This is a genomic window from Streptomyces sp. JJ38, from assembly GCF_019303475.1.
Lineage (GTDB): Bacteria > Actinomycetota > Actinomycetes > Streptomycetales > Streptomycetaceae > Streptomyces.
Genome location: NZ_JABLSI010000002.1, coordinates 16,745 through 40,665 on the forward strand (window position 1 = coordinate 16,745; position 23,921 = coordinate 40,665).

At 71.7% G+C, this 23,921-nt stretch carries 24 protein-coding genes; 13 read left to right on the forward strand and 11 right to left on the reverse strand.

Features of this window, described 5'->3' with window-relative positions:
• Positions 1 to 281: 281 nt before the first annotated feature.
• A complete protein-coding gene (locus HPT28_RS01250) occupies positions 282 to 545 on the reverse strand; it encodes a WhiB family transcriptional regulator (RefSeq protein ID WP_191211831.1) in 264 nt (87 codons plus the stop codon).
• A gap of 638 nt (positions 546 to 1,183) precedes the next feature.
• Between HPT28_RS01250 and HPT28_RS01255 the strand changes: the two genes are divergently transcribed.
• Genes HPT28_RS01255 through HPT28_RS01265 form a run of 3 tightly spaced genes read left to right on the forward strand, consistent with a single transcriptional unit; the run spans position 1,184 to position 4,138 of the window.
• Complete coding sequence (locus HPT28_RS01255; RefSeq protein ID WP_219088337.1) at positions 1,184 to 1,789, forward strand: cysteine dioxygenase; 606 nt, start codon at positions 1,184 to 1,186, stop codon at positions 1,787 to 1,789.
• A gap of 13 nt (positions 1,790 to 1,802) precedes the next feature.
• Positions 1,803 to 2,759: a 2-phospho-L-lactate transferase gene (gene cofD / locus HPT28_RS01260; RefSeq protein WP_219088338.1), complete on the forward strand. Its 957-nt coding sequence runs from the start codon at positions 1,803 to 1,805 to the stop codon at positions 2,757 to 2,759.
• Positions 2,756 to 4,138, forward strand: a complete 1,383-nt coding sequence (locus tag HPT28_RS01265; protein WP_219088339.1) for a coenzyme F420-0:L-glutamate ligase — start codon at positions 2,756 to 2,758, stop codon at positions 4,136 to 4,138. The genes cofD and HPT28_RS01265 overlap by 4 nt, the downstream gene beginning before the upstream one ends.
• Positions 4,139 to 4,168: 30 nt before the next feature.
• Here the strand turns inward: HPT28_RS01265 and HPT28_RS01270 are convergent, their stop codons facing one another.
• The 3 genes from HPT28_RS01270 to HPT28_RS01280 all read right to left on the reverse strand — a co-directional run bounded on the left by HPT28_RS01270 (position 4,169) and on the right by HPT28_RS01280 (position 8,254).
• Complete coding sequence (locus HPT28_RS01270; protein WP_219088340.1) at positions 4,169 to 5,083, reverse strand: DNA-3-methyladenine glycosylase; 915 nt, start codon at positions 5,081 to 5,083, stop codon at positions 4,169 to 4,171.
• Between the two features lie 124 nt (positions 5,084 to 5,207).
• The gene (locus HPT28_RS01275) at positions 5,208 to 6,293 is read right to left on the reverse strand and encodes a sugar phosphate nucleotidyltransferase (RefSeq protein ID WP_219088341.1); all 1,086 of its coding nucleotides are present in this window, start codon (positions 6,291 to 6,293) and stop codon (positions 5,208 to 5,210) included.
• A 311-nt stretch (positions 6,294 to 6,604) separates the two neighbouring features.
• Complete coding sequence (locus HPT28_RS01280) at positions 6,605 to 8,254, reverse strand: peptidoglycan recognition protein (protein WP_219088342.1); 1,650 nt, start codon at positions 8,252 to 8,254, stop codon at positions 6,605 to 6,607.
• A 139-nt stretch (positions 8,255 to 8,393) separates the two neighbouring features.
• On the opposite strand from HPT28_RS01280, the gene HPT28_RS01285 reads away from it, so the two are divergent.
• The 5 genes from HPT28_RS01285 (at position 8,394) to HPT28_RS01305 (ending at position 14,950) form a co-directional block, all read left to right on the forward strand.
• A complete protein-coding gene (locus HPT28_RS01285) occupies positions 8,394 to 9,146 on the forward strand; it encodes a TIGR03089 family protein (RefSeq protein ID WP_219088343.1) in 753 nt (250 codons plus the stop codon).
• 169 nt (positions 9,147 to 9,315) lie between these two features.
• Positions 9,316 to 10,626 (forward strand): LCP family protein, encoded by a 1,311-nt coding sequence (locus tag HPT28_RS01290; protein WP_219088344.1) that lies wholly within the window; start codon positions 9,316 to 9,318, stop codon positions 10,624 to 10,626.
• A gap of 190 nt (positions 10,627 to 10,816) precedes the next feature.
• Positions 10,817 to 12,592: an LCP family protein gene (locus tag HPT28_RS01295; RefSeq protein ID WP_219088345.1), complete on the forward strand. Its 1,776-nt coding sequence runs from the start codon at positions 10,817 to 10,819 to the stop codon at positions 12,590 to 12,592.
• Positions 12,593 to 12,623: 31 nt separating this feature from the next.
• Positions 12,624 to 14,327: an LCP family protein gene (locus tag HPT28_RS01300; RefSeq protein ID WP_219088346.1), complete on the forward strand. Its 1,704-nt coding sequence runs from the start codon at positions 12,624 to 12,626 to the stop codon at positions 14,325 to 14,327.
• A gap of 176 nt (positions 14,328 to 14,503) precedes the next feature.
• Positions 14,504 to 14,950: a hypothetical protein gene (locus HPT28_RS01305; RefSeq protein WP_219088347.1), complete on the forward strand. Its 447-nt coding sequence runs from the start codon at positions 14,504 to 14,506 to the stop codon at positions 14,948 to 14,950.
• A 360-nt stretch (positions 14,951 to 15,310) separates the two neighbouring features.
• On the opposite strand, the gene HPT28_RS01310 is transcribed toward HPT28_RS01305, so the two are convergent.
• A complete protein-coding gene (locus HPT28_RS01310) occupies positions 15,311 to 15,538 on the reverse strand; it encodes a DUF397 domain-containing protein (protein WP_219088348.1) in 228 nt (75 codons plus the stop codon).
• Entirely contained in the window at positions 15,535 to 16,359 is an 825-nt protein-coding gene (locus HPT28_RS01315) for a helix-turn-helix transcriptional regulator (protein ID WP_219088349.1), read from the reverse strand. The genes HPT28_RS01310 and HPT28_RS01315 overlap by 4 nt, the downstream gene beginning before the upstream one ends.
• A 144-nt stretch (positions 16,360 to 16,503) precedes the next feature.
• On the opposite strand from HPT28_RS01315, the gene HPT28_RS01320 reads away from it, so the two are divergent.
• From HPT28_RS01320 to HPT28_RS01335, 4 genes are all read left to right on the forward strand, one after another.
• On the forward strand, positions 16,504 to 16,758 hold the full coding sequence (locus tag HPT28_RS01320) for a hypothetical protein (RefSeq protein WP_219088350.1): 255 nt from the start codon (positions 16,504 to 16,506) through the stop codon (positions 16,756 to 16,758).
• A 320-nt stretch (positions 16,759 to 17,078) separates the two neighbouring features.
• Complete coding sequence (locus HPT28_RS01325; RefSeq protein WP_219088351.1) at positions 17,079 to 18,212, forward strand: radical SAM protein; 1,134 nt, start codon at positions 17,079 to 17,081, stop codon at positions 18,210 to 18,212.
• Positions 18,209 to 18,373 carry a hypothetical protein gene (locus tag HPT28_RS01330; RefSeq protein ID WP_219088352.1) on the forward strand — a complete coding sequence of 55 codons (165 nt, stop codon included), beginning with the start codon at positions 18,209 to 18,211 and terminating at the stop codon, positions 18,371 to 18,373. Before HPT28_RS01325 ends, HPT28_RS01330 begins: the two co-directional genes overlap by 4 nt.
• 95 nt (positions 18,374 to 18,468) lie before the next feature.
• On the forward strand, positions 18,469 to 19,275 hold the full coding sequence (locus HPT28_RS01335; protein ID WP_219088353.1) for an aminoglycoside phosphotransferase: 807 nt from the start codon (positions 18,469 to 18,471) through the stop codon (positions 19,273 to 19,275).
• 391 nt (positions 19,276 to 19,666) lie between these two features.
• Here HPT28_RS01335 and HPT28_RS01340 read toward each other — a convergent pair whose 3' ends face one another.
• The gene (locus HPT28_RS01340; protein ID WP_219088354.1) at positions 19,667 to 20,842 is read right to left on the reverse strand and encodes an acyl-CoA dehydrogenase family protein; all 1,176 of its coding nucleotides are present in this window, start codon (positions 20,840 to 20,842) and stop codon (positions 19,667 to 19,669) included.
• Between the two features lie 176 nt (positions 20,843 to 21,018).
• On the opposite strand from HPT28_RS01340, the gene HPT28_RS01345 reads away from it, so the two are divergent.
• Entirely contained in the window at positions 21,019 to 22,359 is a 1,341-nt protein-coding gene (locus HPT28_RS01345) for a UDP-glucose/GDP-mannose dehydrogenase family protein (protein WP_219088355.1), read from the forward strand.
• A 103-nt stretch (positions 22,360 to 22,462) separates the two neighbouring features.
• Here the strand turns inward: HPT28_RS01345 and HPT28_RS01350 are convergent, their stop codons facing one another.
• From HPT28_RS01350 to HPT28_RS01365, 4 genes are all read right to left on the reverse strand, one after another.
• On the reverse strand, positions 22,463 to 22,873 hold the full coding sequence (locus HPT28_RS01350; RefSeq protein WP_219088356.1) for a DUF3224 domain-containing protein: 411 nt from the start codon (positions 22,871 to 22,873) through the stop codon (positions 22,463 to 22,465).
• A 135-nt stretch (positions 22,874 to 23,008) separates the two neighbouring features.
• Positions 23,009 to 23,380, reverse strand: coding sequence for a hypothetical protein (locus HPT28_RS01355; RefSeq protein ID WP_219088357.1), 372 nt, complete (start codon positions 23,378 to 23,380; stop codon positions 23,009 to 23,011).
• A complete protein-coding gene (locus HPT28_RS01360) occupies positions 23,377 to 23,658 on the reverse strand; it encodes a hypothetical protein (RefSeq protein ID WP_219088358.1) in 282 nt (93 codons plus the stop codon). Before HPT28_RS01360 ends, HPT28_RS01355 begins: the two co-directional genes overlap by 4 nt.
• On the reverse strand, positions 23,655 to 23,876 hold the full coding sequence (locus tag HPT28_RS01365; protein ID WP_219088545.1) for a hypothetical protein: 222 nt from the start codon (positions 23,874 to 23,876) through the stop codon (positions 23,655 to 23,657). Before HPT28_RS01365 ends, HPT28_RS01360 begins: the two co-directional genes overlap by 4 nt.
• Between the last annotated feature and the right edge of the window lie 45 nt (positions 23,877 to 23,921).

A 23,921-nucleotide genomic window follows, 5' to 3' on the forward strand; every position in this document is an offset into this window, starting at 1 on the left:
TTCGCCCGGTCGTTGCCCGGTCGCTCTCCGGTTCGTTCGCCGAGGGGAACGGCCCGGGCCCGGCCCGCCCGCGTGCAGCGCGCGGCCCCGGGCACGCGCGGGGCCGCGGAGGCCGGTCCAGGTTCCCGGCTCCCGCGGCCCCGGGCACGCACCCCGTCGGCGGGACGTGCGGCGCCGCCGGACCGGCGTCCGACGGCCTGCCCTCGCCCGTCGTCCCGCGGCCGCGGCCGGCGCCCCACAGCGGGCGGCCGACGCCGCCCGTCCGACCCCGGCGCCCGCCGTCAGACGGCGGCCTTCTTCAGGCGGCGGCGTTCCCGCTCGGAAAGTCCGCCCCAGATCCCGAAGCGCTCGTCATTGGCGAGTGCGTACTCGAGGCATTCGGATCGCACCTCGCAGGCGAGGCAGACCTTCTTGGCCTCGCGGGTGGAGCCGCCTTTCTCCGGGAAGAAGGACTCGGGATCCGTCTGCGCGCACAAGGCGCGCTCCTGCCAGCCGAGCTCCTCGTCTGCCTCCTGCACCAGCAGCTGCTGGAACGGCTCGGTCATGTGCGCGCCCCTTGTCGTCTTAATGTCCCCGTGATGCCGTCGTTATCTCCCGCGAACGACACGAGTGAAATTACAAGTGTGCCGATCCGGACCAGTCAAGCCGGGTTCTGCTAGCGGGCCCGTTATTCACTCTGCGGAACCAAGCCCCCGCAGTAAGTGTTGAAATCGCCCCAAACGATGACAACCGAATCCGGCCTCCCCCGCTTGTACCCGCCACCGGAGGAGGTCGCGACGGACCCCGGCCGCAGCGCGCGACGACACCCGAAGCGACCAAGATCACAGATCGGTCACGGATCGACAACGCCACCCGCGTGCGTGGTTGCTGCGGCATGTATCCCCCAACGAGGGGCACAAACCTTTCCTCACGGCCCCTCACCGGATGGAGTGACAGCGGCCACCAAACGGGCGGAGTCGGTTGACAAGGGAACGAACGACACGCTGTTCTTGCTCCCATGGCCGAGCCGACAGCGAGCGCTGCGAACCGCCCGCCCCGCAGCCGTGGGGCCCTTCGCGCTGCCCTGGCTCCCTGCCGCTGTTGTTCCTGTCGCTGTTGTTGAGACGTTCCGTCTCCTCCTCCAGCCCGCCCGTCGCCCGCCGCCCGGGCGGCCTTCGCACCGCACCCACAGGAACCGCACACCGTGAACAGCGACGTCGAGATCGCCGGCGACATCCTCGCCGTACCCCACCTGCTGCCGCCCGCCCCGAAGCACCCCCGCACCGTCGCCGACCTGGCCGGGCTCGCCGCACGCTTCGCGGCCGACCGCGAGAGCTGGGAGCCGCTCGTCCGCTATGACGCCGGCTCCCGCCGGTACCGCCGCCTGCGCAGCGGGCCCAGCCACGAGGTGTGGCTGCTCAGCTGGGTGCCGGGGCAGGGCACCACCCCGAACGCGCCCGGGGACGAGCCCGTGGGCCCGGTCGCGGACGATGCCGCCGGAGCCGCGCCCGGGGCGGCCGCCACCGGAGCCGGGGACGTGCCCGCGCTCAGCGCCGGCGTCCTGGCCGTGCTCGCCGGCCGACTGACCGAGCGCACCGGCCCGTTGACGCGGACGCTGACGCCGGGCACGCGGCGGGTGTTCGCGGCCGGCCCCGCCCGCGAACTCGTCAACGACGCGCTGGAGCCCGCCGTCGCCCTGCTCGTCGTCCCGCGGCCCACGCCGGGGGCGGACCCCCTCCCCGGCCGGGGTGCGGCGTCAGCGTACGCACCGCACCGCTCGCCCGCGGCCCGGGACCTCGCCCTCGGCTGACAGACTGGGCCGCATGCGCATTGTGGTTCTGGCCGGAGGCATCGGTGGCGCCCGGTTCCTGCGCGGCCTCAGACAGGCCGCGCCTGACGCGGACATCACCGTCATCGGCAACACCGGGGACGATATTCACCTGTTCGGCTTGAAGGTGTGCCCGGATCTCGACACCGTCATGTACACCCTCGGTGGCGGCATCCACGAGGAGCAGGGTTGGGGCCGGGCGGACGAGACCTTCGCGGTGAAGGAGGAGCTGGCCGCCTACGGCGTCGGCCCCGAGTGGTTCGGCCTGGGCGACCGCGACGTCGCCACCCACATCGTGCGCACCCAGATGCTCGGCGCCGGGTACCCCCTCAGCGCCGTCACCGAGGCCCTGTGCGAGCGGTGGCAGCCGGGCGTGCGGCTGCTGCCGATGACGGACGACCGGGTGGAGACGCATGTCGTCGTCGACACCGAGGAGGGCCGCAAGGCCGTCCACTTCCAGGAGTACTGGGTCGGGATGCGGGCCGAGCCGAAGGCGCACGCCGTGGTCCCGGTCGGTGCCGAACAGGCCACGCCCGCCCCCGGAGTGGTGGAGGCCGTCGCCGCGGCCGACGTCATCCTCTTCCCGCCGTCGAACCCCGTCGTGAGCATCGGCACCATCCTGGCCGTGCCCGGCGTGCGTGAGGCCATCGCGGACGCCGGGGTCCCGGTCGTCGGGCTCTCCCCGATCATCGGGGGCGCACCCGTGCGCGGGATGGCCGACAAGGTGCTGGCCGCCATCGGGGTCGAGTCCAGCGCCGCCGCCGTGGCCGCGCACTACGGCTCCGGGCTGCTGGACGGCTGGCTGGTGGACGAGTCCGACGCGGGAGCCGTGGCCGAGGTCGAGTCGGCGGGGATCCGCTGCCGCGCGGTGCCCCTGCTGATGTCGGACGCCGAGGCCACCGCGGCCATGGCACGGGCCGCCCTGACCGTGGCCGAGGAGGTCCGCGCGTGACGCCCCGGCCGGGCACGTCCGGGGCGGACGTGCCCGCCTATCAGGTGTGGGCCCCGCCCGGAATCCCCGAAGTCCGGCCCGGCGACGACCTGGTGAAGCTCATCGCCGACGCCGTGACCGGGAACGGGCTGCCCGGCCTCGCCGACGGCGACGTCCTCGTCGTCACGTCCAAGATCGTCAGCAAGGCCGAGGGCCGGGTGGTCAGGGCCGCCGACCGGGAAGCGGCCATCGACGCCGAGACCGTGCGCGTCGTGGCCCGGCGCGGGGCCGCCCGCATCGTGCAGAGCCGCCTCGGGTTCGTCATGGCCGCCGCCGGGGTCGACGCCTCCAACACTCCCTCGGGCACCGTGCTGTTGCTGCCCGAGGACCCGGACGCCTCGGCGCGCCGCATCCGCCGGGGCCTGCGGGACGTGCTCGGCGTCGAGGTCGGCGTCGTCGTCACCGACACCTTCGGCCGGCCCTGGCGCGAGGGGCAGACGGATGTGGCCGTCGGTGCCTCGGGCGTCCGCGTCCTGGACGACCTGCGCGGCGGGACCGACTCCCACGGGAATCCGCTGGGGGTGACGGTCACCGCCGTCGCCGACGAACTGGCGGCCGCCGCGGAGCTGGTGAAGGGCAAGGCGGACGGCCGCCCCGTCGCCGTCGTGCGCGGGCTGCCCCAGCACGTCCACGGGCTCCTTCCCGCCGCGGGCGGCGGTCCGCACACAGACGCGCACCCCGACCTCGGCGCCGCCGCCCTCGTCAGGACGCCGGAGAACGACATGTTCCGGCTCGGCACCTCCGAGGCGGTGCGGCAGGCCGTCGCGCAGCGGCGCACGGTCCGTGAGTTCGCCGACGCCCCCGTCGACGCCGCCGCGGTGCGCCGTGCCGTGGACCTCGCCGTCACCGCGCCCGCCCCGCACCACACCACGCCCTGGCGGTTCGTGCTGCTGGAGAGCGCGGAGAGCAGGCTGCGGCTGCTGGACGCCATGCGCGACGCCTGGATCACCGACCTGCGCGCCGACGGCAGGGACGAGGCGGCCATCGCGCGCCGCGTCCGCCGGGGCGACGTGCTGCGCCGCGCGCCGTATCTGGTCGTGCCCTGCCTCGTCGCCGACGGCGCCCACCGCTACCCCGACGAGCGGCGCGCGACCGCCGAGCGGGAGATGTTCGTCGTGGCGGCCGGCGCGGGGGTGCAGAACCTCCTCGTCGCGCTGGCCGGCGAGGGTCTCGGATCGGCCTGGGTGTCCTCCACGATGTTCTGCCGGGACGTCGTCCGCGACGTACTGGACCTCCCCGCCACGTGGGACCCCATGGGCACCGTGGCGGTCGGCCACCCCGCGCACGCCCCGCTCCCCCGACCGCCCCGCTCCGGCGCGGACTTCACCGTCGTCCGCTGACCACACCCGCCCGGTGCGCGCGGCGGACCGTCAGAACCGGGCGATGTCGTGGGCGTACATGCGCGGGGCGCGGCGGGGCATGCGGGGTCCGCCGGCCAGGATGAGCTGCGCCGCACGGTGCCGCTGCCCCACATAGGGGGCGAGGAGGGCGAGCATGCCGGCGTCGTCGGTGTCCCTCCGGCCGGTCAGCGCGTAGCCGACCTGCCGGGGCAGGTGCAGATCGCCGACCGTGATGGCGTCCGGCTCGCCGTTGGAACGCTGCACCGTCTCGGCCGCCGTCCACGGGCCGACCCCGGGGACGAGCTGGAGCCGCGCCAGCGCCTCGGGCAGCGCCATCGCGGCGGCCTCCTCCAGCCGCCCCGCCACCCGTGCCGCGCGGACGACGGTGGCCGCGCGCTTGCCGTCCACCCCGGCCCGGTGCCACTCCCAGGACGGGACGAGGGCCCAGCCGCGCGGATCAGGCATGACGTACAGGCCCTTTGGCCGCCTCTCCGCCGGGCCCGGTGCGGGCTCGCCGAAGCGCCGGAGGAGCCGCCCCCAAGCCCGGTACGCCTCGATCGCCGTCACCTTCTGCTCCAGCACGGCGGGGATCAGCGACTCCAGCACCAGCCCGGTGCGGGCCAGCCGCAGCCCGGGCAGCCGCCGGTGCGCCTCGCGGGTGAGTCGGTGGTGGGGAACGAACTCCTCCGGACGATCCGCCGCGCCGAGCAGTGCGGGCAGCCGGTCCAGCGCCCACTCGGCGCCGGGCCCCCAGGCCGTCCCCGTCACCCGTGCCCGCCCCTGGACCAGCCGCAGCGTCACCGGGCCCTGCGGCGTGCGGCTCGCCCGCCACACCGCGCCCGGGGCCACCTGGCAGGCCGGATCGTGGGGGCCGCGTTGCAGCACGCCGAGGCTGCGGCGCAGGTCGTACGGGCCGGGCGGAGCCCAGCTTCGGGTGAGGGACACGCGTTCAGGCTAGCCCCGGGCGGTGACAGGCCGCGCCGACGCCAGCGACCACTGCCGGTCCAGGCCGGGCCGGGCCCGCCCGGCGGGGGGGCGCCGCCCGGGCGGGGCGCCCCCCGGGCCGGCGTCAGGAGCAGTCGGCGGAGAAGCGCACGGCGGCGTCGGCTATGCGCGCCCCGCACCACACGCGAATGCCGTCCCGCAGCTCGTTGTCGGCCCCGACGACAGCACCGTCACCGATGACCGCGCCGTCCAGCACGGTACGGGCGCCCACCCGGGCCCCGGCACCGACCAGGGAGTCCCGCACGACGGCGCCGGGCTCGATGACGGCGTCCCGCAGCACGGTGCTGCCCTCGACCAGGGCACCCGCGCGGACCGCGGCACCGGAGCCGACCGCCGTGCCCCCGGAGAGCTTGGCGTCCGGGGCGACCTCGGCGCCGTCCAGCACCAGGAACTCCCCGCGCCGCCCCGGCACGGCCGGGGAGGGGGCGCGGCCGAGGACGAGGTCGGCCGAGCCGCGGACGAAGGCCTGCGGGGTGCCGAGGTCCAGCCAGTAGGTCGAGTCGACCATGCCCTGGAGGTGGGCTCCCTCGGCGAGCAGCCCGGGGAACGTCTCGCGCTCGACGGAGACGGGCCGCCCCTCGGGGATCGTGTCCAGCACGGACCGGGTGAAGACGTAGGCCCCCGCGTTGATCTGGTCGGTGACGATCTCCTCGGGGGTCTGCGGCTTCTCCAGGAAGGCGGTGACGCGGCCGGTGTCGTCGGTGGGCACGAGCCCGAACGCCCGGGGGTCCGGGACGCGGGTGAGGTGCAGGGAGACGTCCGCCCCGGTGCTGCGGTGGGTGGACACCAGCGCGGCGATGTCGAGGCCGGTGAGGATGTCGCCGTTGAAGACGAGGACGGGCTCGTCGGCGGCGGAGTGCAGCCGGGAGGCCACGTTGCGCAGGGCGCCGCCGGTGCCGAGGGGCTCCCGCTCGGTGACGTACTCCAGGTGCAGGCCCAGCGCCGAGCCGTCCCCGAAGTACGGCTCGAACACCTCGGCCAGGTAGGAGGTGGCCAGCACCACGTGCTCCACGCCCGCGGCGCGGGCGCGGGCGAGCTGGTGGGTCAGGAACGGCACGCCGGCCGCCGGCACCATCGGCTTCGGCGTGTTGACCGTCAGCGGGCGCAACCGGGTGCCCTTCCCTCCGACGAGGAGGATCGCTTCTGTCACGTTTGTCCTGCTTCCTGCCGAGGTTTTGCCGAAGGTTACTGCCCGGTTAGCTGGTCGGCCAGTGTAGGCGGAGCTAAAAACACGCCCTTCCACGGACCGGGACGCACGGCCCGCCGGAACACTCCGACAAGGACGAGGCAGAGCCCGGTGAGGTTGCGGCGGACGCGAGCGCGCCCCCACGCCACAGCCCGGGCACTCCGGTGGGGCCGGAGGGACACCAGGCCGGACGCGGGGGCGCGCACGGACGGCGGGACGACGGAGCGGACGAAACGGACGCGGACGACGTGGACGCGGATGGGACGGGGCGCGGGCTACCGCCCCTGGAGTCGGGCGGCCAGCGAGCGGATGCCGCCGAGCGCGCTGTAGAGACGGGCGCCGGGACAGGCGGTGGCGTAGCCGTCCCGGTGACCGGAGACGGCCTCCATCCGCACCCGCGTACCCCTCGGGTACTTGCCGCCGCCCGACGTCAGGGTGACGCTGCCGGCCGGGTTGATGCCGAAGAGGCCGAGCTTCCACGCCGTCAGCTTGGCCACGGCGTCGGTGGCCTGCTTGGTCGGGCTGACGCCGCCGAACGAGCCGAGTACGGCGATCCCCATCGTGGCCTGGTTGAAGCCGTAGGTGTGGGCGCCCATCACCGCCCGCCGCACACCTCCGGCCCGGCCCTCGTAGATCTGGCCGCACTTGTCGATGAGGAAGTTGTAACCGATGTCCCGCCAGCCCAGGCTGATCGTGTGGTAGCGGTAGATGCTGCGGATGATGGACGGCGACTGCGAGCAGCTGTAGGAGTTGCTGCCGCCGGTGTGGTGGACGAAGGCCGCCTTGACGGTGTTCGTGTAGAGGAACCCGCCATCGCGCAGGCTTTCGTCGGCTCCCCAGCCGCGCCGGGTGACGATGCCCGGGCGCGGCCCCACGTGGTCACGAGAGGCCCCGCCGTGGGCGTCGGCCAGCCCGGCGGCGGTCTGCTTGCGGTTGAGCGCGGGGATCAGCTTGGCGCCGAGCTCGGCGACGCGTGCGTTGGCCGCACTGGCCGCCGAGGCGGCCGGGGAGAGGTCCCGCGCCTTGCCCTCGGGCTCGGCACCGGGCTTGGCCCCGGGCCCGGCTGACGGCGCTTCGGGGGACGCCGCCTCAGGCCCGGCGGCCCTGGCCGCGGCCGCCCCGGGCCCGGCCGCCCCGGGTCCGGCCGCCTCAGGCCCGGCCGCCTCGGCCGAACCCGCCGAGGTCAACGCGCGGGTCGAGGGGAGGTCGCCGCCGGAGCCGGTGTCCGGCCCGGCCATGGCGTCGGCGTCGGCGTCGGCGGACAGCCGACCGCCGGGGTCCACCATCTCCAGCCGCAGCCCCTCGGGCAGCTCCGCCGCCTCCCGGCCCGCCTCCGGGAGCACCCGGACGGCGACGCCGTCCGACGTCCCGACCCACAGGGGGGCGGTGCTTCCCCGGACCGGGCCGCCACCCTCGGCCGAGCCGGGGTCGGGGGCCTCGTCGGTGTGGTGGGCCAGTTCCCTCCAGTCGGACCACTGGCCGGTCTGCGCGTCCCTGGTCCGCACCTGGACGCGGCTGTGCAGTTCCTCCCGGGCGTCCGCCCAGGCGACGCCGAGCAACGAGAAGCGCGCGACCTCACGCGGGGCGATCCCGGCCAGGGCGTCGACCGCCCCGGTGCCGAGTTCGATCGTCACGGGGTCGTTCGGGGTGGTCGGCTCCAGCGGAAGCGACCGGTTTCCGGCCGGGCGGACGGCGCCGGCTTCGGCCGTGGACCCGGCACCGGCACCGGCGTCGGCGTCGGCGTCGTACCCGGAGTTGGACTCGGCGTGCCCGGGAGCGGTGCCCTCGGCCGGTGGCACCGCGGAGGCGGGGGCAGGGACGGGGGCGGAGGGCGCGGCCGGGGTCGCGACGGAGGACGAGGCGAGGGGGACGAGGAGCGCGGCCGAGCAGACCACTCCGATCGAGGACGTCAGAAGTGCACGCATAGTCATGATGGTGTTCATAACCCGTTACGTCTGTCTATCTGGCATTTGCCAGATATAAGACCTGAAATGCCGTCAACATCCCTCACTCGGCAGACCCGCTGACGGAACGCCAGCGGAGCCGGGTCGTACGCTGACGCGCATGAACGCCACCGACCGAACCCCTGCCGACCTGCTGAGATCCGCCCTCGCCGAGGACGCGGCACGCCCGCTGCTGACCTTCTACGACGACGCGACGGGCGAGCGCGTCGAACTCTCCGTGGCGACGTTCGCCAATTGGGTGGCCAAGACCGCCAACCTGGTCCAGGACGAGCTGTCCGCCGAGCCCGGCGACCGGGTGGCGCTGCTGCTGCCCGCGCACTGGCAGACGGCGGTGTGGATGCTGGCCTGTGCCTCGACGGGCGTCGTCGCCGCCCCCCAGGGAGACCCGGCCGCCGCCGACGTCGTCGTCGCCGGACCGGACGCGCTGGCCGAGGCCCGGGCGTGCACGGGGCCGCGCATCGCGATGAGCCTGCGCCCCCTGGGCGCCCGGTTCCCGGAGCCGCCGGAGGGCTTCGCGGACTACGCCGTCGAGGTCCCCGGCCAGGGGGACCACTTCACGCCCTATGTTCCGCCCGCGCCGGGCGACGTCGCCCTGGCGGTCTCGGGCGAGGAGCTGACGGCGGCCCAGGTCGTCGAACGCGCCCGTGCCGACGCCGCCGCCCTCGGGCTCACGCCCGGCTCCCGCGTCCTGTCCGGGCTCGGCTACGCGGACTGGGACGGCCTGTCCCGCGGCCTGCTCGCCCCGCTGGCCGCCGGGGGCTCGGTCGTCCTGTGCCGGAATCTCGACCGCCTGGACGCGGCCTCGCTCGCGTCCCGCAAGGACAGCGAGCGCGTCACCCACACGGCGCAGTAGCGGTCGCCGCGGGCTCGCCAGGCGTCGGCCCTGGTTTCACGATGGGTGGAGGACCTGCCCGCGACCGCCCCAACCAGGCGGCCGGAACCCGGGCTCGCCCGGCCGGGCCGCGTGGTACCCCGACGCGGCCCTCCGCCGTCGGCCCGGGCCACGCCGCCGCAAGCGAGGGATGGACGCCGTGACCAACGACGACGACGCAGGCGGCCCGCGGCCGGAGCCGGGCCGGGAGGACGGCCCGGCTCCCATGGAGCAGCCACGGGACGGCGAGCCGGGCACGCAGCCGCGCGGCGAGCCGGGGTCGGCCCCGCACAGCGAGGCCGCCGACACTCCGGCGCCACGCTCCCGCCGTCGGCGCTGGCTGCGCTGGGCCGCCGTCGGCGGGGCCTTCGTCGTGCTGACCGCCACCGGGATCGGCGCCGCCCTCTACCTCAAGTTCGAGGACAACATCACCACGGACACCCGTACCGCCGAGATCCTCAAGCGCTACGACAAGGAGCGGCCCATCCCGGAGGTGCACGACGCCAAGAACATCCTCCTCATCGGCTCCGACAGCCGCGAGGGCGACAACAGGCGCTATGGGGAGGACGACGGCCAGGCCCGCTCGGACACCGCGATCCTGCTGCACCTCTCGGCCGACCGGAAGAGCGCGACGGCCGTGTCCCTGCCCCGGGACCTGATGGTCACCGTCCCCCGCTGCGTGGACCGGCGGGAGGGCGAGGAGTCGCCCGAGCAGTTCGCCCAGTTCAACTGGGCCTACGAGTTCGGCGGCGCGTCCTGCACGATCCGCACCGTGGAGGAGCTGACGGGCATCCGCGTCGACCACCACGTGGTGATCGACTTCCAGGGCTTCAAGAGGCTGGTGAACGCGGTGGACGGCGTGGAGGTCTGCCTGCCGAAGCCCGTCGTGGACCGGGACGCGAAGCTGCGGCTCCCCGCCGGACGGCAGACCCTGCGGGGAGAGGACGCGCTCGGCTACGTCCGCGCCCGGCACGCGCTGGGCGACGGCAGCGACACGGAGCGCATGGAGCGGCAGCAGGAGTTCCTGGCCTCGCTGTTCCGGAAGGTGCGCGGCACCGGCGTGCTGATGAACCCGGCCAAGCTGGTGCCGGTCCTGGACGCCGCGACCTCCTCCCTCACCGCGGACGAAGGGCTCAACTCGCTCACCGAGCTGTACGACCTCGTCCGCAGTCTGCGCGAACTGCCCGAGGAGGGCCTCGTCTTCCTCACCGTGCCGCGGCAGCCCTACAGCCAGGACCCGAACCGGGACGAGCTGGTGCAGCCGGAGGCTGACCGGCTGTTCACCCTGATCCGCAAGGACCGCCCGGTGGACGTCGTCCAGCAGTCCGAGGACGCGGAGAGGCGGCAGGAGGCGGACGGGTCGCGCGGAGAGCGCGACACAGGGGATGACGACGACCGGAGCGAGCCGACTCCGACGCCGACCTACAGCGGAGCGACCGCCGAGCACGAAACGTGTGACTGACCCCACGGAACCGATCTACCCGCTTGACCGTCTACGTCCCGTAGTGCCGGATTCACACCCCCAGGGATGTGTCACCGGCATGGCTGTGCGCTGAACTGGGCGGATAGTGTGAGCGCTCGAATCGACCGCCCTGACCACCGGAGCGCTCAGAGGGGGCTGGCGCGACCCGGACGACGGAGGACGCACGCGAGTGGACGCGCAAGGCCGTGGGCACGCGGGAAACATCGATCCCGCAGACCAGTGGGTGTACAACCCCCACACGGGCAGCTACGAGCTGCGCCTGCCCGCCACCGGTGACGCCAGACCGGCCGCCGGTGACGCTCCCCGGCAGGGCCACACGGCCGCGCCGTCTCCCCGGCAGGCGGCGGGCGGCGACAGCGACGCCCCGACCGTCTCCGGGCTCGGCACCGGCTCCCGTCCGTCCGAGGGCTCCTCCGCGACCGGGGCCGGGCGCCGCCGCGTCCCGGGGCAGCGTCCCCGTCCCGCCGCCGAAAGCAAGGCCGGCACCGGCCCGCACCGGCGCCGCAAGCCCAAGCCGAAGCCGTCCGGGAAGAAGCGCGTGCTGCGCTGGGGCGGCGGCACCCTGGCCCTGCTCGTGCTCTCCGGGTGCACGACCGCCTACCTGCTCTACCAGGAGCTCAACGGCAACATCGACAAGGTCGACACCGGCATCGACAACCCGGCGACGTCGGGCGAGCCGGTGAACATCCTGCTCATCGGCACCGACACGCGGGCCGGGAAGGGCAACGGCAGTTACGGCGACCGGGACAGCGTGGGCCACGCGGACACCACGCTGCTCCTGCACGTCTCCGAGGACCGCTCGAACGCCACGGTGCTGAGCATCCCGCGCGACATGATCGTCGATATCCCCGACTGCCCCACGAAGCAGGAGAACGGCACCGAGACACTCATCCCCGGCTCCCAGGGCGTCCGGTTCAACGAGAGCCTGGGCCAGAACGGCCGCGACCCCGGCTGCACCTGGCGGACGGTGGAGCAGGTCACCGGGATAAAGATCAACCACTTCATGATGGCGGACTTCAATGCCGTCAAGGAGCTGTCCACGGCCGTCGGCGGCGTGGAGGTCTGCGTCGCCAAGGACATCGACGACCCGAAGTCGCATCTGAAGCTGGAGGCGGGCACACACCGCGTCCAGGGCGAGCAGGCGCTGGCCTTCGTCCGCACCCGCAACAGCGTCGGGCTCGGCAGCGACCTCAGCCGGATCGAGCTCCAGCAGCAGTTCCTCGGCTCGATGTTCCGGCAGATGAAGTCGCGGGACACCCTCACCGACCCGGGCAAGGTCCTCGACCTGGCCCGCGCCGCCACGAAGGCGCTCACCGTGGACACCGGCATCGGCTCGGTGAAGAAGCTCTCCGACCTGGCCCGGGACCTGTCGCAGGTGAACCCGAAGAACATCACCTTCGCCACCGTGCCGGTGCTCGACAACCCGGCCGAGAAGGTCAAGGCGACGGTCGTGCTGGACGAGGCCAAGGCACGACCGCTGTTCCAGATGATCAGGGCCGACAAGTCGCTGACGGACACCGGCGGAGAGGGCGGGAAGAAGGACGACGCGAAGCCCGTGGCGAAGGCGCCCGCCGGGCAGGTGCGGGTGAACGTGCTCAACGGCGGCGGGCCGGTCGGCGCGGCCCAGACGACGGTCACCTGGCTGCAGAACGTCCAGGGCGTGCCGCTGTCCACCAACGCGGGCAACGCGGACGCCAAGCAGCCGACGACGACGTTGACCTTCGGCTCCGACCAGGCCGGCCAGGCCGCGACGCTGGCCGAGATGATGGGCCTGCCGGAGTCCGCGCTGAAGGAGCAGGACGCGCCCGCGGGCGAGGGTGTACCGATGACCCTGGTCCTGGGGAGGGACTACGTGGCCGCCGGTACGCCGCTTGAGGCACCAGACAAGGCGCCCGAGGGCGTCCAGAAGATCAACGGCGGGGACGAGAACGTCTGCGCCAAGTGATCGCTGACCGGACTGGCGAGGGGGAGATCCGGTGGGACCGACGGAACGCGATTCCGGAACCGGCGTCCGGCCGCACGAGGGCGGCGATCCCGCCCACGGCGGGCGGGGCCCGGGCCACGACCGGGAGACGGTGCCGCGGCAGCGGCGGCCGGAGCCCGGCCGGGGCGGCGCCGACGGCCGGGCCCGGACGACGCGGCGCGCACCGCTCGCCCGCCGCGTCCTGCGTTGGTCGGCGATCGTGCTGTGCGTGCTCATACTCGGCACCGCGGGCGCGGGCTACCTCTGGTACGACAGCCTGAACGACAACCTCCGCAAGGCGGCCCTGCACCTGGGCGACGACAAGCTGGACCCCGTCGAGCCCAACGCCGCCGGGCAGACGCCGCTCAACATCCTGCTCCTCGGCTCCGACAGCCGGAACTCGGACGAGAACGTGCGGCTGGGCGGGGCCCGCGCCGACCGCGGCCGGCCGCCCCTGGCCGACGTCCAGATGCTGCTGCACCTGTCCGCCGACCGCGGTGACATGTCGGTCCTGTCGATCCCGCGCGACACCCGGGTGACGATCCCGCGCTGCACGGACCCGGAGGACGGCACCGTCTACCAGGAGCGCGTCGACCGGATCAACGCCAGCCTCCAGAACGGCGGTCCGGGCTGCACGGTGGCCACCTGGGAGCGGCTCACGGGCATCCCGGTCGACCACTTCATGATGATCGACTTCGCCGGAGTCGTCTCGATGGCGGACGCCGTCGGCGGCGTCCCGGTGTGCGTGGACGCCAACGTGTACGACCGCCGTTCCGGTCTGCGCCTCGAACAGGGCGAGACGACGATCCGGGGCGAGCAGGCCCTGCAGTGGCTGCGCACCCGGTACGGCTTCGAGGACGGCAGCGACATCGGCCGGGCCAGGGCCCAGCACATGTACATGTCCTCGATGGTCCGGCAGTTGAAGTCCGGGACGAAGCTGAGCAACCCGAACCGGCTGCGCCGGCTGGCCGAGGAGGCCACCAGCGCGCTGACCGTGGACCACGGCCTGGACCGGGTCGAGAAGCTCTTCGACCTGGCGAACGAGCTGAAGAAGGTGCCCTCCGAGCGCATCACGATGGCGACGATGCCGTGGGTCTACTCCCCCGGCGGCAGTTACGTCCTGCCGAAGGAGGGCGAGGCCGAGCAGGTGTTCTCGATGCTCCGCCGCGACGTCGCCCTCGACGGCGAGGACGGCGGGAAGCCCGCCCAGGCCGCCGACCCGACCGGCCCCGAGTCCCCCTCCGAGGAGCCGTCCACGGAAGCCACCGAACCCGCGGTGGACCCCTCATCCGTCCCCGTGCGCGTGTTCAACGGCACCGGCGGCGTGGGACACGCGTCGGTCTCCGGGCGGGCCGCGGCCGTCACGGGCGAGCTCCGGTCGGCCGGTTTCGCCCAGGCGGTGGCCGACGCCACACCCCGCTCCCGACAGGACACCGTCCTCACCTACGCCGAGCCCGGGCAGCGCGCGGCCGCCCTCACCGTGGCGAAGGCGCTCGGGCTGCCCGAGGACGCGGTACGGCACTCCCCCGTCGACCCCGGACTGGCACTCACCGTGGGCGCCGACTGGCCCGAGGGCACGACGTACCCGGGCGCCCGGGACCCCGCGAACCCCTCGCCGCGCCAGGAGGACGACAACCGTCCCCCGCCGGAGCTGGACGGCATCAACGGCGAGGACGAGACCGCCTGCATGCACGTCAACCCGGCCGCCACCTGGTGACGGTCACGGGGCGTCAGCGCTCCGGTGTTCGAGCATCACTCCATCGTGCGATCTCCTGGGCTCCACCCTTGCACATCCGCTACGGAGCGTGATGAAATCCAACCGAACGTAGTCACGGCAGTGCCATTCACCTATGCCCTCGGGCTCGGATGGCACACGCGTAGTGGAGCCCACACATGAGACTCGGCCACCTCCTGCGTACCGGAGCCATCGCACTCAGCACCGCCAGCGTCCTCACCTTCGCCGGCCCACCGGGCCAGGCCCCCGCCACGGCACATGACGCCACTGCCGCACGGAACACGCTGGCGGCGCCGGAGGGCCCGGCGCCGCCCAGCGCCGCCGCCGGAAGGGTGGTCGTGGCCCAGCACGCCCGCCCGCACCTCAACGTCCGCAGCGGCCACGGATGGCCCGGGGGCCCTCCGGGCCGGGTCGTCGGCACGCTGCGCCCTGGAAGCCCCATGCGCGGGTACTGCCACATCACCGACGGAGCCATCCTGCGCGCGTGGGGGCGCACCAGCTCGGAGTGGGTCCAGATCTACTGGCTGCCCTCCCGCACCGGGACGGCATGGGTCTGGGCGGGCGGGCTCAACCCCTACGACAAGGGCCTGATCCCGCCGTGCTGACCCCCTGCTGACCCGCCCCCCTGCGCAGCACCCCGCCGGAGACCTCTGGTCGGTCACCTGGCGACAGCAAGGCGCCCGGCCGGGAAACCCCGGCCGGGCGCCTTGGGTGGGTCGCTGAACCCGGGCAACCGCCTTACGGCAGGTTGCGGGCCATCACGATGCGCTGGACCTGGTTGGCGACCTCGCAGATCTGGGCGCTTGACGGAGAACACGCCTCTGACCTGCGCGAAGACCCCTTTCGTGGGGTGCCTGCCCAGGATTCCCCCATGATCACTACCGCCACGAGATGAGGAAGGGGGAGCCTCCGTTCCTCCGGATGCTCCCCCACTCGTTCGGCTCGTGCGCCGCCAGTTGAACGGATCAGACGGCGCCCAGGTCGCCGTTCTTGACCGCAGTGACGAACCCGGCCCAGCCTGCGGGCGAGACTCGGAGACCGGCCCGCTGAGGGGCCTTGCTGTCGCGGACGGGAACGACGCCATGCGCCGCAGCGTGCGCGGGCGCCCACTCGATGCACTGCCCGCCTTCGCCGCCGCTGTACGTGCTCTTGACCCACACGGTGGTGTTACCGGGGTCTGGGGTGCTGCTCATGGGGCGTATTCCTCCGCGATCTGTCGGATTAGGGCCTGTGACTCCTCCGGTGACAGGGCCGCCGCCCGCAGCCGCTCGTAGGTCGTCTGCGCGCTGGCTACGGCTGTCACGGAGTCGGACACGTTCCCCTTCTCCCTGGTCTCCGAGTACAGGACGGTTGACCCGTCTTCCTGCGTAAGCAGGGTAAACGGAAGGGAGGAGGCCGGGGCACCCGCCCGCGAGGGCAGAACTTGAAGCGTGATGTGCGGAGTTGCCCCTTCGGCGGCCAAGTGCTCAAGCTGGCCGCGCATGACGGCCGGGCTACCGACCACGGTCCGAAGCGTCGCTTCGTGGAGGATGACCCACAGGAGCGGCAGCGCCTCCCGGTCCATCACCTCTCGCCGTCGCAGTCGAGCCTCAACCCGCATCTTGATCTGGTCATCGGTCTCACGGGGGTGGGTGGCCCGGAAGGTGCCTTCCGCGTAGTCCGAGGTCTGCAACATGCCCATGATCAGGGCGTTGCTGAAGTCCTCAACCTTGGCGGCGCTCTTCTCCAGCTCGACGTATGGGATGAACCATTCGGGGTGACCCTGCTTGCTTAGCTTGTTCCGCAGACGGACGTACACGCCCGGAGTACCAGCCACCCGATCCATGGCTTCCGCGAACGCTTCCGACGCGAGCACGGTCCCGTTCTCCACCTTGCTGACCTGGGCCTGTTGGTAGTGCAGCAGTTCGGCGAACTTTTCTTGGGACCGTCCCAGGGACTCCCGTAGCGCCCTCACCTCTTGCCCGAAGTAGGCGGCACCGTTCGCGGGTTCCTGTGCCTCGTCGGACTCGTTCACTTGTTCAACTCCCCGGTATTCCAGATCCGTTGGAATGGCTCCGCCCCTGTTGAGAGTACGTCGCAGCGGTGATGGTGGGAGTACACAACGTAAGCACCCGCCCCACAAGAGGGGACGAACAAGACGGCGTACGGAGTGACGAGCATGACGACGGCAGCGAAGAGCCAGCAGGCGGCAACCGACGAGATCGAGGACGCCGAGGCGGTCTGTGACGACCTGGAGGACGCGCTTGGCACCCTGGGCCTCACCCTGCCGTCACTGGAGGTGGACCTTGGCCCGGGGGGCGAGTGGCGGCCCGCTTCGCCGCTTCCTATCGAGCTGGGGCGCTGCAACGTGGAAACCGCCCGCGCCTTGGTCGCTGCTCTCCGGTCTGGTGCGGCCGTGGGGGTGACACGGTGACCGAACAGCCCCACGCGCCCCACGGAGCAGGACGACGCCGAGACAGCGACGAGGTGCAGTTGGCCGCCCTGGTGAACGGTCGGCACATCAGCGTCAACGCGGGCGGCCCCGACCGCGTATGGGGGCGGTGTGACGCGGATGTCTATTACTCCCTGTCATACCGGCCGATCGCTCTCGCCTTCCTGACCGACTGGAGATGAGTAGCACCGCAGTACGTGCACGCCTGACAGACTCCCGCCCCCTGCCGGGGAGGAAACCGCACATCTCCCACGGCACGGCCCCCAGCAGGGGGCGGGTCCAACTGGTCCAGCGGAGGACACATGCACCAGGTGATCGCCAGCCCGCAGCACGACAGGTTCGTCATCGTGCGGCCCGGCTCCCGCAAAGGGATGCAGATCCCCAGCACCATGTACCGCGACCTTGCGGAAGCGGTTCAGAACGGGGCGCCGGTTCCTGGTTGGCTCGCTGACGCCGCCCGCACGGCATGGGGCGTTGACATCTCCGGCGAGCCCAGCAAGGGAACGGTCCTCGTGCGCCCGGTCACCCGGCTCAACTACAGCCGCGCCACCTGGGAAATCAACAAGGGCTGCAACTTCAACTGCGAGCACTGCTACTTGGCGGAGCGGAAATTCGGAGGGCTTCCCCGCGATGAGAAATCCCGCCTGCTCGAAATGCTTCGGGACGCGGGTGTTCTCTGGCTTCAGTTCACGGGCGGGGAACCGGCCATCGACCGGGACTTCCGGGAAGCCTACCGGGAAGCCTACCGGGAAGCCTACGGAATGGGGATGATGATCGAGATCCTGACCAACGGATCTCGACTTCACCAGGCGGAAACCATCGAACTGCTTTCGGCGATGCCGCCGCACAAGGTGACCGTCTCGCTCTACGGCGCGTCCCCGCAAAGCTTCGACTCTCTGACGCGAAAGCCGGGAGCCTTCAAGCTCCTATCGAAAGGGCTCAAGGCGGCGAAGGAAGCCGGGGTTTCACTTGAGCTTGCCTTGATTATCACGAAACACAACGCGCACGAAGTCGAAGCAATGCGCGCCATGGCGGAGGAGTACGCCACAACGTACAGCGAGTACGGGAACATCTCCCCGACGTACGATGGCAACCCGGAGCCATTGGCCGCGCAAGCGCCGGGATTCCTGAACAAGTCCACCGTATTCAAGGGCTGTCCGGCCGGACACACATTCTTTCACGTGGACCCGCATGGCTTCGTCACCATGTGCAAAGTCGGCCGGGAAAACCCCATCAACCTGATGGTTGAAGGACTTCCGGGCCTCCTGCGTCTGCCGGGTATCGCAGACACCCAAATGCTTCGCTCCGGTGACTGTAGCGGGTGCAAGCTCTCGGCAACCTGCCGAGTATGCCGACCACTCGCAAAGGCTTACCAGGACGCGAAGGCACCACTGGAAACATACTGTCAGCACGGAAATGGAGGAAAAGCCGCATGACCGCAGTAGCCGTAGAGATCACGCCCCGCCCCCTGGCGGCGGAGCCGGAGCCGCTTCGTCCGGTGAGCCCCGAGCCTGCCGGGCTCGTCATCGTGGACGATGTCGAGACGCTGGCCGAGGGCACGGCAGCCGCCTGCAACGACGACAACCCGTACCGGTAAGCGCTCGGCGCACCGGTCGCGTGTCCCGCGTGGGCTCCACGGCGTTCACTCGTCGTGGGGTCCGCGCGGCCCGTCGTGTGAGAGTGTGAGGAACCATGCCGACGACTCGTATCGCCTTCCAAGAGCTGCCGCCCGCAGTGATCGCAGCGGTTGAAAGGCACACCGGCCCGATCCTCAAAGTTGAGCCCGCAAGCGAAGGGTTTAATAGTGAGGTCGCAGCACGGGTGTTCACTGAGAACGACGGCTGTTTCGTCAAAGGAATGCGATCCGATCACAGGCGCATCTGGACACAGTGGCGGGAAATTGAAGTCAGCCGGTTCCTTACGGATCTTGCACCCGAGCTTCTCTGGCACGCAGAAGAGGGCGGGTGGAATCTTCTGGGATTCGAACTCCTGGAAGGCTGCCACGCCGACTACTCGCCTGGCTCTCCGGATCTACCCAAGGTCGCTGATTTGCTGCGCCGCCTGAGTGAAACTCCTTGCCCTGGAGTCGAATTGCGGCAGGCAGAGCAGCGCTTGGAAAGCTATGCGGCGACGCCAACCGATCTCGATTTCTTCGCCGGTAATGCCTTGCTGCACACCGACCTGAACAACGCAAATGTACTCGTTGACGACTCCGCGCGCCTTGTTGATTGGGCATGGGCGACTCGCGGAGCCCCGTGGCTGGACGCCGGATATTGGGTCATCTGGTTGATGGCAGCCGGAGGTCACACGCCGGAGTCAGCGGAACAATGGGCGAGCCATATTCCGACATGGCGCGCAGCGCCTTCCGCAGGCCTAACGGCTTTCGCCGTTGCCAACGCGGCCATGTGGCAAGAAATCGGCGGAGACAGTCCGGACCCGTGGACGGATCGCCTGGTCATTGCTTCGCGCGACTGGGCAAGGTATCGCAGTTCCCTTTAGGTTTTACTGCTTACGCTCGACGGGATCGACGCCAGCCCCGAGCGCATTCACAGCGTGGGGGTTCCCACGGCGGAAGCGGGGTAGAGCGGCGTTGGCCAGCACTCCCGAACCAAGGAACACCCACAAGTGGCCCGGGGGGAGGAGCGCCATCGTCTCGATGCTCAGTCCTGGCGCGGACGACCCCGGCGCGGCGGCGAGCGAGGTGGCCTGAACCGACAGACGAACGACCCCCGGCGTGGTGCCGGGGGTCGTCGCGTTTGGGCAGGTCACGGGCGGCTTTCCAGGCTTGGGCTCCCCAGGATGACACCGGGAAACAGGCGGCAACAGGAGGAAGCGCAACACCGCTCGCTGAAGGCCGCTAAACCTCTGTTGACCTGCGGGAACTCTGCTGCTAAGGCAGGTTCCTCGCCATGACGATCCGCTGGACCTGGTTCGTGCCTTCGTAAATCTGGGTGATCTTCGCGTCGCGCATCATGCGCTCCAGCGGGTAGTCCCGGGTGTAGCCGTAGCCGCCGAGGAGCTGGACGGCGTCGGTGGTGACCTCCATCGCCGCGTCGGAGGCGTAGCACTTGGCGGCGGCGCCGAAGAACGTCAGGTCCTCGCTCGCGCCACCGAGGGCGACGCGCTCGGAGCGGGCCGCGGCGGCGTAGGTGAGCTGACGGGCGGCCTCGATCTTCATCGCCATGTCGGCCAGCATGAACTGGACGCCCTGGAAGTCGCCGATCGGCTTGCCGAACTGCTTGCGCTCGCGGACGTAGCCCTTGGCGTAGTCCAGCGCGCCCTGGGCGACACCGAGGGCCTGGGCGGCGATGGTGATGCGGGTGTGGTCGAGGGTCTTCATCGCGGTGGCGAAGCCGGTGCCCTCGTCGCCGATCATGCGGTCGGCCGGGATGCGCACGTTGTCGAGGTACACCTCGCGGGTGGGCGAGCCCTTGATGCCGAGCTTCTTCTCCGGGGCGCCGAAGGACACGCCCTCGTCGCCCTTCTCCACCACGAAGGCGGAGATGCCGCCGCGGGTCTTCTTCTCCGGGTCGGTGACGGCCATCACCGTGTAGTACTCGGAGACGCCGGCGTTGGTGATCCAGCGCTTGACGCCGTTGAGCACCCAGTGGTCGCCGTCCCGCACCGCGCGGGTCGTCATGCCGCCCGCGTCCGAGCCCGCGTCGGGCTCGGAGAGGCAGTAGGAGAACATGGCGTCGCCCTTGGCCAGGGGGCCCAGGTACTTCTTCTTCAGGTCCTCGGAGCCGGAGAGGATGACCGGCAGCGAACCCAGCTTGTTCACGGCGGGGATCAGCGAGGAGGAGCAGCAGACGCGGGCCACCTCCTCGATGACGATGCAGGTCGCCAGCGCGTCGGCCCCGGCGCCGCCGTAGGACTCGGGGACGTGCACGGCGTGCAGGTCGTTGGCGACGAGGGCGTCCAGCGCCTCCTGCGGGAAGCGGGCCTCCTCGTCGACGGCCGTCGCGAAGGGTGCGATCTTCGCCTCGGCGAGCGCGCGCACCGAGTCGCGAAGCATGTCGTGCTCTTCGGCCGGCCGGTACAGGTCGAAATCAGCGGCTCCCGCCACGGTGACTCACTCCCTTGGAGATGGGTTGCTCAGTGCCAGTGCTAGTTACCGTTAAGTAACCGAATTCTACTGGTCAGCGCCCTCACGGGTACACGTGAGCTTGCCGACAGTGCGCGACGCGGCCCGGCTATGCTCGGGCCCCGTCGCCGTCACCCGCTTGTCAGGGAGTACCCCGCATGGCCCCCAGGATCACCGTGATCGGTACCGGTTACCTCGGTGCGACGCATGCCGCCGCCATGGCCGAGCTGGGCTTCGAGGTGCTGGGCGTGGACGTGGTGGCCGAGAAGGTCGAGCTGCTGTCCCAGGGCCGGGCGGCCATGTACGAGCCGGGCCTTGAGGACCTCCTGGCCCGCCACGTGACAGGGGTCGAGGGCTCCTCCGGGCGGCTGCGCTTCACCACGTCCTACGCCGAGGCGGCGGAGTTCGGCGACATCCACTTCGTCTGCGTGAACACTCCGCAGCGGCACGGCGAGTACGCCTGTGACATGAGCTACGTCGACGCCGCGATCGAGTCGCTGGCACCGCTGCTGACCCGGCCCGCCCTGGTCGTGGGCAAGTCGACGGTGCCGGTGGGCAGCGCGGAGCGGCTGGCCGCCCGGCTCGCCGAGCTGGCCCCCGTCGGCGCCGAGGCCGAGCTCGCCTGGAACCCGGAGTTCCTGCGCGAGGGCTTCGCCGTCCAGGACACCCTGCACCCGGACCGCATCGTCGTCGGCGTCCGCTCCGAGCGCGCCGAGCACCTGCTGCGCGCCGTCTACGAGCGGCCTCTCGCCGAGGGCTCCCCCTTCGTCGTCACCGACTTCCCCACCGCCGAGCTGGTGAAGACGGCGGCGAACTCCTTCCTCGCCACCAAGATCTCCTTCATCAACGCCATGGCCGAGGTGTGCGAGGCCGCCGACGGCGACGTGGTCAAGCTCGCCGAGGCCATCGGGCACGACGACCGCATCGGCGCCAAGTTCCTGCGGGCCGGGATCGGCTTCGGCGGCGGCTGCCTGCCCAAGGACATCCGCGCCTTCATGGCCCGCGCCGGCGAGCTGGGCGCCTCCCAGGCCCTGACCTTCCTGCGCGAGGTCGACTCGATCAACATGCGCCGCCGCGGCCACATGGTCGAGCTGACCCGTGAGGCCGTCGGCGGCGCCCTGCTCGGCAAGCGGATCGCCGTCCTCGGCGCCACCTTCAAGCCCGACTCCGACGACGTCCGGGACTCTCCCGCCCTCAACGTCGCCGGGCAGCTCCACCTCCAGGGCGCGCAGGTCACCGTCTACGACCCGAAGGGCATGGACAACGCCCGCGCCCTCTTCCCCACCCTCGGCTACGCCCCGAGCGCGCTCGCGGCCGTGCACGGCGCGGATGTCGTCCTCCACCTCACCGAGTGGCGCGAGTTCCGCGAGCTCGACCCCGAGCGGCTGGCCGAGGAGGTCTCCGAGCGCCATATCCTCGACGGCCGCAACGCGCTCGACCCCGCCCTGTGGCGCAAGGCAGGCTGGACCTTCCGCGCGCTGGGCCGCCCCACCGCGTAGGGAACGCCCCCGCCGGGGCCAGGGGGCTCCCGGGACCGCCGGGGCGCGCCGAGCCGCCGACGTCGCGGCCCTCCGCCTTCGGCCTCGCGCCGGACGTGTGGCGTCACTGACCGAGGTCGTAGTCGAACCAGATCCGGTGCGTGCCGTCCGCGTCGACCGCCATGCCTCCGGCTCCGGTGATCCCGGCCAGGTCGTCCGTCCCACTGCCCGGAACGATGACGAAGAACTCGTCCTTACGGCCACCGTCACCCAGGGTGGTCGCTGCGTGAGCGAAGTTGAACGAGCCCGCCCGGCCACGCAGCGTCCCTTCGAAGGACTCCATGGCGACGTACGTACCCGTGGCGGCGGCCTCGTCGAACGCAGCGGTGAACAGTGTGGTCGAGCGGCCGGCCACCTCGCCTTCGTACGTCTTCTCCATCGTGGACACACCCACGGGCACCGCGGTCCCGATCTGCGCGCCGGGCACCGGCGCGGGCGTGAAGTCGGCGACTGTGAACGTTCCTGAAGCTCGCATGCCCGGATCGTATGGCGCACCACTGACATCAGCCCCGACCAGACGTCAGCACCCGCCGGACAGGCTCCAGTCGGAGTCGGTGCCACGCCAGGACAGAGCGAGTCACAGGCCCTTGCCCCGTGCCGTGCGGCGGGGCTACTGACGCAGGCTCAGGGCGGCGAGAGGCCGGACCGTGAGGTGATACCAGCAGGCGTCGTCGTGGACGACGAACGCGTACGGGCGTCCGTCGGCGAGCCGCCGAAGGGCGGACTCCTGGACGTGAACATCCTCCGCCCACGCCCGGAGTTCGGTCGGGGCGTCCTGGTCGGCGTGTGTGACGCACTGGAGCGCGAGCGGCGGAATCCAGGGGGTGGAGGGGTCCGGGTCGAGGGCGTCCGCGAAGCGCCGGGCCCGCTGCCTGAGCCACCGCAGGGCGAGCCGCCGAGTGGGGGCGAGGTGGCTGCCGAGCGGGACCGTCGTCCGGGCGTCGCCCCCGTGCGCCTCGGCCAGGTACCGCGTCCCGTTCACCGGGCCCGCTCGTCGTTGTCGGGGCTCAGCAGGTCAAGGAGTTGTCCTGCTGCCGTGTCCACGGCCTCCAGCTCCGCCGTACGCCGTTCCTCCCGCGCGACGATCTCCTGGTCCAGCTCGGCGAGGAAGGCCGCGCGGAACGCCGGGTCCGCCTCCAGCCGTTGCAGCTCGGCGAAGGCCACGCGCGGCCGTGCGACGCGGGCCCGGCGGCGCCAAGCCAGTGCGGCTCCAGCGGTTGCGGCGAGGGCGAGCGCGATGCGCCAACGGATCGGAGTCATGGCGCCCACCGAACGGATCGGCGCATCCGGTTCTCCTCGTTCACCTGCGCCCGCAGCCTCCGCAACAGCGGCGACTCGTCGTCTCCGGGGTCCAGTTCGGCCTGCTCACGGGCCTGGGGTTCGTCGTCCCCGTCCTCAGCGCCCGGGGCCCGTACCTCGCCGTCTGCCGCGGGCGTCCGGGACTTCTGCTGCTTCGCGGGGCTGTCCATGTCTGACACCGCCCACTCCTCTCCGTAGTGATGGGACTACCAAGCGGTGTCAGA